This is a genomic window from Pseudoalteromonas 'SMAR' (assembly GCF_048515945.1).
Taxonomy (GTDB): Bacteria; Pseudomonadota; Gammaproteobacteria; order Enterobacterales; family Alteromonadaceae; genus Pseudoalteromonas.
In genome coordinates this window covers 164,145-173,117 of record NZ_JBLWMW010000002.1, presented here as the reverse complement: position 1 = coordinate 173,117, position 8,973 = coordinate 164,145, and the positions used below count along the sequence as shown (strand labels likewise).

The following is an 8,973-nucleotide window of genomic DNA, read 5'->3' as shown; positions in this document are numbered from 1 at the left end:
TGCGCATTATAGGGAGAATCGAAAACGATGCAACCCCTTTTTTAAAGAAAACTTAAAAAAACAGGTTGTTCGAACACAATTAGTACAGAACGCCTAGTTTAGATACAAAAACACCTGCTAATGGCAGGTGTTTTATCTTAATTCAACCAATGTTGGTTAATTTTAGAACTTGTATTCGACACCTACGCCCAAGTAATCTTTCTCAACTTGGTTATCGGCATCAAAGGTAGAATAGAAACCATACACTTTTGCGTTTTTCGCTAGTTTATAGTCCACACCTAGTGAAATACCATCCACTTTATCACCACTATCAAAGTCAATAACTTGGTATTGCGCCTTCAAGGTAGTGCTACCTAGTTTATAAGCTGCATTTAACATGTAGCCGTCCGCTTCAGCAGTGCCGTCTACTTTCTCTTGTGTTTGGTACATTGCACCTAGTTTAAAGTCAGCCAGCTTACCCTGAACAGACATACGCACCGCATCATAACCTTTTACTTCGCTATCAACCGCAATTGCAGCATAAATAGAAGAGTTCTTTAATTTAGCATCGCCATAGGTAAGTGCTGTCGATAAGCCGTTTTCACCTTCTTCTTTGTCTTCTGCAATGTAGCTACCTAAAATGCGGAAGCCATTTAAGCTGTTAGACTGATAAGAAATTGAGTTGCCTAAGCGGTTTTCGCCTTTGAATAAAACTTTGATATCGCCTTCAAGGTCACCAAACTGGTCAATTTTACCTTGAGATTGTTTCAACGCGGTATCATTACGCCCTACAACAACCTGACCGAAGTTACCCTTAATACCAACATACTGATTACGAGCTGTAATATTATCTTTATCGCCTTTAGAATCGGCGTCAGAAACATCCACTTGGAATTCAAGCTTGTAAATAACCTCTAAACCAGAATCTAACTTTTCAGACCCTTTAAAACCTAGGCGAGAAGCATTGCTCTTGATCTCAGTGAAAGAGCCTGCACCATCATCAGATGATTGAACAGAAACGTTTGCTTTACCATAAACGTCAACTTCAGCATTGGCTTGGAAAGCCAGCGCGCCTAGAAGAGATAAAGCTAAAGCAGTCTTAGTTAGTTTCATGTGTATTTCCTCAATATCGCAACACGTAATTTTAAAACACGCGAATTTTGGCATTGATAAATGACAGAATTATTACATCGACAATATTTCTGAAAATAAAATGACATGCAAAGTTAAACTAAGCGTCATAAAAGATTCATCTTAATTTTGGGAACAAGGTTACTTTACCTCAGCCAGAAGACTAACAATGGTTTCAATATGCTCTATTTGTTCGTTGTCTTTGTGGTAAGCAACAAATACTTCTCTTGCGTTTTGCTCTACTTCCTCCACTAAAAACAGATGACCCTTAGCAATGGCATCTTGCGCTAAGGCTTCTGGTACAAAGGCTGAGCCACCACATTGTAATATGAGGTCTAAAGCAATCCTTCCTGTGCTGGTTCTGAAGTAAGGAGGGTTGCTGCCAGAGTATTGCTTCGCATGCCACAGTGAATACGCCGTGCCCCAATCAACATAAACATACTGGTTGTCGAAAAACTCGGCTTTGGATACTTTTTCAAAAGTACTGACCGGTATTATCGCCAAATGACGAATGGGCTTTACCACCAATTCATCAACCTTGGGAGGATCAAAAAGCACCGCCACATCCAAGGTGCGCTCCAGCAGTAATCGTGTACTTTCTTGTTGCGCTTTAATTTCTGCAACTAAAGAGACCCCAGGCATCGCCGAAACAATATGGTTAATGCCAAACTGTAAAAATGCATCCCATATGTTTGCTGTACCACTGAGCGACACTTGTTTGTGCATATTATTTGCCAAAGCCACGTCCACTTTAGCGCGCTGCATGCCCGTTAAAATCATTTTTGCATGAGGCAGTAGCCTTTCCCCAGGCGCAGTTAATTGGATATTGTTACGCTGGCGGATAAACAAATTCACTCCCAAGCTTTGTTCTAACTGCCTGATCCTAAAGCTCACTGCCGACTGAGTAATGTATAAATTCTCGGCGGCACGACCAAAATGGCGAGTGCGTACCACTTCGACAAAAGTTTTTAATAGATCTATGTCCATTTTTCTTCCTGACGATAAAAAAAACTCATTTTTTAAAATCCAATTCTTGATCCATACTCCTGCCAAGTAACCCTTGAGGACTTTGTTATGGATCATAATCTAGCCACTTTGAAACACGCTTTCACAAGCCCTAAAGCATTTTATGATGACGCCAACTTCCCCCGTGGATTTGGTCGCAGCGGTCATTTCACTTTACAAGAAGCTGAAATTCTTGAGCAATGTGGTGTAACGCTAAGAAGCTTATACAGCAAAGCACAAGAACCGCAAAACAGTTTTCAGCTACAATTTGTTCAAGTAATGGATGGTGCCTCTGCTCCTACCAATGCTGTGGAAAAAGCTTGGGCTAAATATTTAAAGCTGACAACCTGTAAAACTAAATTTCATACTTTATTTGGTCGTTCAAAGGTGCAAAACGACACCAGTGTGGCCGTCAGTGTTGATATTGATGATGAGCTGTAATGGCAGTTATGACTCAATAGCTTAATAACCGGGCTCTTTAAAAGAGCCCATTTCTTTAGCATTTTTTGCGCAATATCGTCATAGATTGTTATGACTTTTTAATAAGTTTTCCAAACTAGCATTGCTTTTACTTTTATATGCGTTAAGAATTAGTAAAACATCAGCTATCGGCGAACACTGTGACTCGAAAAATCTTAATCATTGAAGACACGCCAACAATTGCCAGAGTACAAAAGCACATAGCCACCAATGCCGGCTATCATGCCGATATAGCCGAGTCTCGAGCCCAAGCTGAGGCGCTAATTAAACAAAACCAGTATTTTTGCGCGGTAGTTGACTTTATATTGCCCGACGCCCCTCGTGGAGAAGCAATTCCCTGCACTATCAAAGCCAATATCCCTACTATAGTCATGACGGGAAACCTCGAGAGCCAAACACGTAAAACGGTTGAACAGTACCCTATCATTGATTACATCACTAAAGAGAATAAACAGGCTTACCAATATTTGCGCCGCCAATTAGAGCGATTGCCTAGAAATGAAAACGTCAAGATACTTATTGTTGATGACTCAGCGACGGCAAGACAATACATCTCAACTTTAGTGAAACGTCATAAATACCAAGTCTTCGAGGCCACTGACGGCGTTGAAGCACTTGAAGTGCTTAAGGCACATACTGATATTTCGGTTATTATTACCGACAGTGAAATGCCCAATATGCGCGGAGAAGAACTGTGCTCAGAGATCAGGCGCTTATATACCGACGATGACAAAGCAATTATTGGTGTTTCAGGGGTCGATACAGAGCACCTGTCAACGCGCTTTCTTAAAAATGGCGCTAACGATTACTTACGAAAACCATTTAATGCCGAAGAGTTTTATTGTCGCTTAAGTCAAAACGTCGACATGCTCGAGCATATTCAGACCATCCGCAAACAAGCCAATACAGATTACCTTACAGAGTTACCTAATCGTCGTTATTTCTTTGCTATAGTGAGAAAAGCACTGCATCAAAGGGCTAAGCAACAGCAGTCAAGTGCCATCGCCATGCTTGATATTGATCATTTTAAATTGGTTAATGATAACTATGGTCACGATTATGGCGATGCCGTGTTAGAAGCCTTTAGCCGTGCTTTTAAGCAGCACTTTGAGCAAGACTTAGTGGCTCGCTTAGGAGGTGAAGAGTTTGCGGTGTTCTTTGCGACTGAAGATAAAGACGCTTGTCTCGAAAGATTGGAAGCCTTTAGAGCCTATATTGCCGACAATAGCGCGAGTTTTACCGATAAAGATATAACCTTTACCATTTCAATTGGTTTTAGTGATGAGGTCAGCAGTGATATCGACCGCTTGGTTAAGCAAGCCGATATCAACCTTTATCAAGCTAAAGAGTTAGGACGAAACCGTCTTATTGGCTAAGCGTTTACGTCTATCGCGGTATGAGTCAAGGCTAAACATGGCCAGTGCACTCCAAATAAAGGCAAAGGTAACCGCCCGCTCGGTATCAAACGCTTCGCCGTATAACACCACCGCCAAAATAAACATTAGACTGGGTCCAATGTATTGGAAAAAACCTAATGTGGTATAGGGGATCCGCTTTGCAGCTGCAGTGAAGCAAAGTAACGGCAAGGTAGTGACAATTCCGGCGCTTATTAGTAATGCATTCGTATACCAGTTGTTGGCATACAAATTACTTGTGGCACTGGGCTCCACCCACCACCAATACATTAGTGCGATGGGACTCAAGATCAATGCCTCAATCAGTAACCCAGGTAAAGACTCAACCGCGAGAGTTTTTCGCAATAGACCATAAATGGCAAAAGAGCCCGCCAATGAAAACGCAATAACAGGGAAAGAGCCAAAGCTGATTAATTGCAACACCACACCCACTATGGCCAACACCACAGCAAACTTTTGTGCGCGGCGCAGACGCTCAGAAAGAAATAACATGCCTAGCAATACATTTAATAGCGGGTTGATGTAATACCCTAAACTGGCATCGAGCATAAAACCATTATTCACCGACCAGATAAAGAGTCCCCAGTTGAACCCCAGCAAACAGGCAGTGAGCGTTAGCATTGCCAATAGTTTTGGCTGTCGAACAATTGCGACAATCTTAGGCCACTGTTTTTTTGCCAATACTATTAACATAATAAATAATACAGACCAAATCACTCTGTGCACTAAGATCTCAATCGCATCCACATGAATAAGTTGTTTAAAATAAATGGGTGCTAAGCCCCACATTAAAAAGGCAAGAATGGCGAGCAGGTGCCCCTTGTTTTGTTCATCAATTACCGACATGTCGACCTTGGCAGAAGTTGCAAAGAGAACTGCAATTATACCATCAATAAAACACCAAGCCATTAAACTTAGATAAAGCGTGGCTCATTACATCACTCAGTCATGCGGTTAAATAAACAGCAGTCCGAACACCCTCACGACAAAAAGCAAAGACAATAAATAAAAAAAACTCTAGAATGGCGGCAATGGAAACACTCTTAGACGCCCCAACTAAAGACCCTAAAACGGTACTCAAAGATGTATTTGGTTACAGTACCTTTCGTGATGGTCAGCTAGAAATTATTCAGTCCAGTCTTGCTGGTCAGGATACCCTTGTGCTGTTACCAACTGGGGGTGGAAAATCACTTTGTTATCAAGTTCCAGCCCTGCTGTTTGAAGGGGTTACAGTGGTTATTTCCCCCTTAATCTCATTAATGCAAGATCAGGTAGCACAGCTAAAAGCGCAAGGTGTGGCGGCAGAGTATATTAATAATAGCGTTGCTTGGGAGCAGCAAAGAGCCACCTATGAAGGGCTCCAGCAGGGTACGGTAAAGTTACTCTATGTGGCACCTGAAAAAGCACTGCAAAGAGACTTTATAGAGCGCCTAAGCAGCTGCAATGTGGCTTTATTTGCCATTGATGAAGCCCACTGTGTGTCGCACTGGGGACATGACTTTCGCCCTCATTACTTTCGTTTAAAAGAGCTCAGACAATATTTCCCTACGGTGCCACTTATGGCCCTCACCGCCACGGCAGATTTAGCTACTCGGCGAGATATCGTCCAGCAGCTTGATATGCGAGCGCCATTTATTCATACCGGCAGCTTTGATAGGCCCAATATTCGTTACACCATTGAAGAAAAGTTTAAGCCCTTATCACAGCTATTCCGCTACTTAAAAGAACAAAAAGGACAAAGTGGCATCATATACTGCGGCAGTCGCAAGCGTGTAGACGATATCGCAGAGCGCTTGATTGAATCTGGCTATAACGCCGCGGGTTATCATGCTGGCCTTGATAACGAACAGCGCCAGTTTGTGCAAAACCGCTTTGCCCGCGATGACATCCAAATAGTTGTTGCGACCGTTGCTTTTGGCATGGGCATTAATAAACCAAATGTGCGCTTTGTGGTGCATTACGATATTCCCAAAAGCATAGAAGCCTATTACCAAGAAACCGGTCGCGCCGGTCGTGATGGCTTAGCCGCAGAAGCCGTGATGTACTTCGACCCCGCTGATATCGGCCGAGTTAAACGTTTTTTTGAAGACATCCCTGATGAGCAGCGCCGCCGGGTTGAAGAGCAGCGTTTCCAAGCTATGTCGAGTTTTGCCGAAGCGCAAACTTGCCGTCGCCAAATTCTCTTGAACTATTTTAGCGAATACCAACGTGAAGCCTGCGGAAACTGTGATATTTGCTTAAATCCGCCGAAACAATTTGATGGTACCGTGGTAGCTCAACAAGCATTATCTTGTATATATCGGGCAGAGCAACGCTTTGGTTTAGGTTATATCGTTGATCTACTGCGTGGTGCAAATACTGCTCGGATCCGCGAACACAATCACCATGATCTCTCTACCTATGGCATAGGTAAAGAACACAGTAATGAATTTTGGCTTAGTATTCTGCGTCAGCTCATCCACCATGGCTTAGTGAATCAAGACATCACCCAAGGCGCGACGCTGCGACTTACAGAAGCGGCAAGAGCCGTTTTACGTGGCGAATACACCCTGCACCTAGCAGAGCCGAGGCTGGCGGCAAAACACGTCTATCAAGACAAGCTTGCGCAGTTTAACTATGACAAAAAGCTATTTGCCAAACTGCGCGCCCTGCGCAAACAGTTGGCTGATGATGACGATGTCCCGCCTTATGTGGTGTTCAACGATAGAACCTTGGCTGAAATGGCGCAAAAGACCCCCACCTCTGACAGTGAGTTTTTGCAAGTCTCTGGGGTTGGCTTTACCAAGTTGAGCAAATATGGTGCCCCATTTATGCAGTTAATACGAAATTATTTGGAGCGTGATTAATGACCTCTGTCACTTTAGACTCGCAATATGAAGTAATCATCGTCAGCAGTGAACAGCTGCCAAACGATGAAGACTTTGAGCTTTGGGCACAAATATTTTTACACCACCAGCACATTAACATGATTGAATTCTCAGCCGGTGCCGATAGACATCAGTGGCGATTTCAGTTTCAAAATAGTTTTTTTAATCTTAATTTTGAGCATTACAGTAACAGCGTTTGGATTGCTCCAGATGGCTTAGACGCCCTTGAATTACTGCCTTCACTGCACCAAGTACTCTCTGATTAACGCCTCATAAAGTCATTTAAGTCTATAAATAGTCTTAGTTTTTGTTATTGTTTCTAAGCAAGCTAAAGCAAAATCGACCATACTAAAGGCATTACAGACTAGAAGGGCACGTGATGACAATAAGATGGCTATTACTCGTCACCCTATTATTTTTTAGCAGCATTGCCATGGCGCAAGGAGCTGAACAAGTTCCTGCGCTAGATCTGTCGAATAGTTGCAGTAATAACCGTACTGATAGTGAGCACGACCAAAGCTTAACGCGCCAACTTGATAGCCAAGAAAATTACCCCAAAGCGGCAACGGGAAAGAAAATAATCGACATTGAGCTGCGTCAGCTCAATGTCTTTGATACCGACAAGCCGGAAGAAAATAATGCCCTGTTTCGGTTTGCCAACCGCTACCACATACAAACCAAACCTGAAGTATTAAAAAGCGTGTTATTGTTTCAAGAAGGCGATGATTACGTACCGCGTAAACTGGCTGAATCAGAGCGTTTATTGAGGCAACAATCCTATCTTTACGATGCCCGCATTTATGCCGTCGAAAATTGCGATGGCGATATTTTAGTGACCGTGATCACCCGTGACTTATGGACCTTACTGCCGGATTTAAGCTTTAGCCGCAGTGGTGGTGAAAACACCTCCAGGATCGGCTTTCGAGAGAGCAACCTACTTGGCTATGGTAAGCGTCTGTCTTTTACTCATATTAAAGAAGTGGACCGTGCTGGTTATTTGTTTGTCTATGACGACCCCAATATTTTAGGTTCAAGGTACACAGGTCGCATTGAGTACTCCGATAATGACGATGGCGAGCGTCACTATGTTAGTGTCAATTATCCATTTTTTGCCACCGATACGCCTTATAGTTACGGCTTTACCAATTTCTCTGACGAGCGCGAAGAACCTATTTATTCTGGCGGTGAAACCGTCTCTGAATTCAACCAAAAAAGAGACGTCAGTCAATTTTACTTCGGTCACTCACAAGCACTCGGTGGTAACTGGACACGACGCTTAATTGCCGGTTATCGCCACGAAGAATACCGCTTTAGCGCTATCCCAGAAACCACGCTCGCCATCGCCCGCGATAGATCGCTAAGTTACCCCTATGTGCAGGCACAATGGTTTGAAGACTCGTTCGTCAAAGTGCGAAACTTTGACTCTATTTATCGCACCGAAGACTTAAATTTAGGTTGGAATATTCGCGCCTTACTAGGATACTCTCCAACGGCTTGGAGCGACGATGACGAACGCCTAATCTACTCACTTAACGCTGACACCGCTCACTATACCTCAGATAATAGCCTTTGGCGTTTTGCTATGGATCTCAATGGTAATTGGAATCAACACACTGACCGCGCTGAAAACCTCATAGCCAGTTTTAATATTCAATACTACTTAAACACTAGCCTTTACCAGTCTTGGTTTCTTAACGCCAGCTATAGCTATGGTAAAAACCTCACCTTAGACAAACAAATTACTCTAGGTGGCGAAACCGGGTTAAGAGGCTACCCAATTAAGTATCAACAAGGCAGTAAACGCGTACTGCTTAACATCGAAAAGCGCTTCTATTGGGAGTACGATTTATGGCGTTTATTCAAAGTTGGCGGGGCCGCATTCTTTGATGTCGGCAAAGCCTATGATTCTCACCTTGCCATCAATGCTAACGAGTCAACACTGAAAAACATTGGCCTTGGGCTTCGGCTCGCGCCCAGTAGAGCAAACTCGGATATCATGCTGCATATCGATGTCGCAGCGCCGCTTGGAGGCCCAGATGACGTTGATGATGTGCAATGGTTATTTACCGTAAAAAACCGCTTTTAGGATAGAAAAT

Annotated in this window: 8 protein-coding genes; 5 read left to right on the top strand and 3 right to left on the bottom strand. The window is 43.3% G+C overall.

The genetic code is table 11. The features are described from left to right. Positions 1 to 162 precede the first annotated feature (162 nt). Positions 163 to 1,092 (bottom strand): porin, encoded by a 930-nt coding sequence (locus ACNKW2_RS02105; RefSeq protein WP_419147064.1) that lies wholly within the window; start codon positions 1,090 to 1,092, stop codon positions 163 to 165. Positions 1,093 to 1,251: 159 nt separating this feature from the next. Continuing rightward, complete coding sequence (locus ACNKW2_RS02100; protein WP_419147063.1) at positions 1,252 to 2,097, bottom strand: LysR family transcriptional regulator; 846 nt, start codon at positions 2,095 to 2,097, stop codon at positions 1,252 to 1,254. Between the two features lie 87 nt (positions 2,098 to 2,184). On the opposite strand from ACNKW2_RS02100, the gene maoP reads away from it, so the two are divergent. Together maoP and ACNKW2_RS02090 are read left to right on the top strand one after the other, a co-directional pair. After that, on the top strand, positions 2,185 to 2,556 hold the full coding sequence (maoP, locus tag ACNKW2_RS02095) for a DUF413 domain-containing protein (protein ID WP_419147062.1): 372 nt from the start codon (positions 2,185 to 2,187) through the stop codon (positions 2,554 to 2,556). 179 nt (positions 2,557 to 2,735) lie between these two features. Then, positions 2,736 to 3,971, top strand: a complete 1,236-nt coding sequence (locus tag ACNKW2_RS02090; protein WP_419147061.1) for a GGDEF domain-containing response regulator — start codon at positions 2,736 to 2,738, stop codon at positions 3,969 to 3,971. Here ACNKW2_RS02090 and rarD read toward each other — a convergent pair. Continuing rightward, a complete protein-coding gene (gene rarD, locus ACNKW2_RS02085) occupies positions 3,945 to 4,856 on the bottom strand; it encodes an EamA family transporter RarD (protein WP_336568804.1) in 912 nt (303 codons plus the stop codon). The genes ACNKW2_RS02090 and rarD overlap by 27 nt on opposite strands. A gap of 176 nt (positions 4,857 to 5,032) precedes the next feature. Here rarD and recQ point away from each other — a divergent pair, with 176 nt between their 5' ends. The 3 genes from recQ (at position 5,033) to ACNKW2_RS02070 (ending at position 8,963) form a co-directional block, all read left to right on the top strand. After that, positions 5,033 to 6,856 carry a DNA helicase RecQ gene (recQ, locus tag ACNKW2_RS02080; RefSeq protein WP_419147060.1) on the top strand — a complete coding sequence of 608 codons (1,824 nt, stop codon included), beginning with the start codon at positions 5,033 to 5,035 and terminating at the stop codon, positions 6,854 to 6,856. Further along, the gene (locus ACNKW2_RS02075; protein ID WP_336568802.1) at positions 6,856 to 7,143 is read left to right on the top strand and encodes a DUF3630 family protein; all 288 of its coding nucleotides are present in this window, start codon (positions 6,856 to 6,858) and stop codon (positions 7,141 to 7,143) included. The genes recQ and ACNKW2_RS02075 overlap by 1 nt, the downstream gene beginning before the upstream one ends. Before the next feature lie 113 nt (positions 7,144 to 7,256). After that, on the top strand, positions 7,257 to 8,963 hold the full coding sequence (locus ACNKW2_RS02070; RefSeq protein WP_419147071.1) for a BamA/TamA family outer membrane protein: 1,707 nt from the start codon (positions 7,257 to 7,259) through the stop codon (positions 8,961 to 8,963). Positions 8,964 to 8,973: the final 10 nt, after the last annotated feature.

Excerpts from the sequence above, each read along its gene's own strand:
- ACNKW2_RS02105 (WP_419147064.1), bottom strand. The coding sequence starts at position 1,092 with ATGAAACTAACTAAGACTGCTTTAGCTTTATCTCTTCTAGGCGCGCTG.
- ACNKW2_RS02070 (WP_419147071.1), top strand. The coding sequence starts at position 7,257 with ATGACAATAAGATGGCTATTACTCGTCACCCTATTATTTTTTAGCAGC.
- rarD (WP_336568804.1), bottom strand. The coding sequence starts at position 4,856 with ATGTCGGTAATTGATGAACAAAACAAGGGGCACCTGCTCGCCATTCTT.
- ACNKW2_RS02100 (WP_419147063.1), bottom strand. The coding sequence starts at position 2,097 with ATGGACATAGATCTATTAAAAACTTTTGTCGAAGTGGTACGCACTCGC.
- recQ (WP_419147060.1), top strand. The coding sequence starts at position 5,033 with ATGGCGGCAATGGAAACACTCTTAGACGCCCCAACTAAAGACCCTAAA.
- maoP (WP_419147062.1), top strand. The coding sequence starts at position 2,185 with ATGGATCATAATCTAGCCACTTTGAAACACGCTTTCACAAGCCCTAAA.
- ACNKW2_RS02075 (WP_336568802.1), top strand. The coding sequence starts at position 6,856 with ATGACCTCTGTCACTTTAGACTCGCAATATGAAGTAATCATCGTCAGC.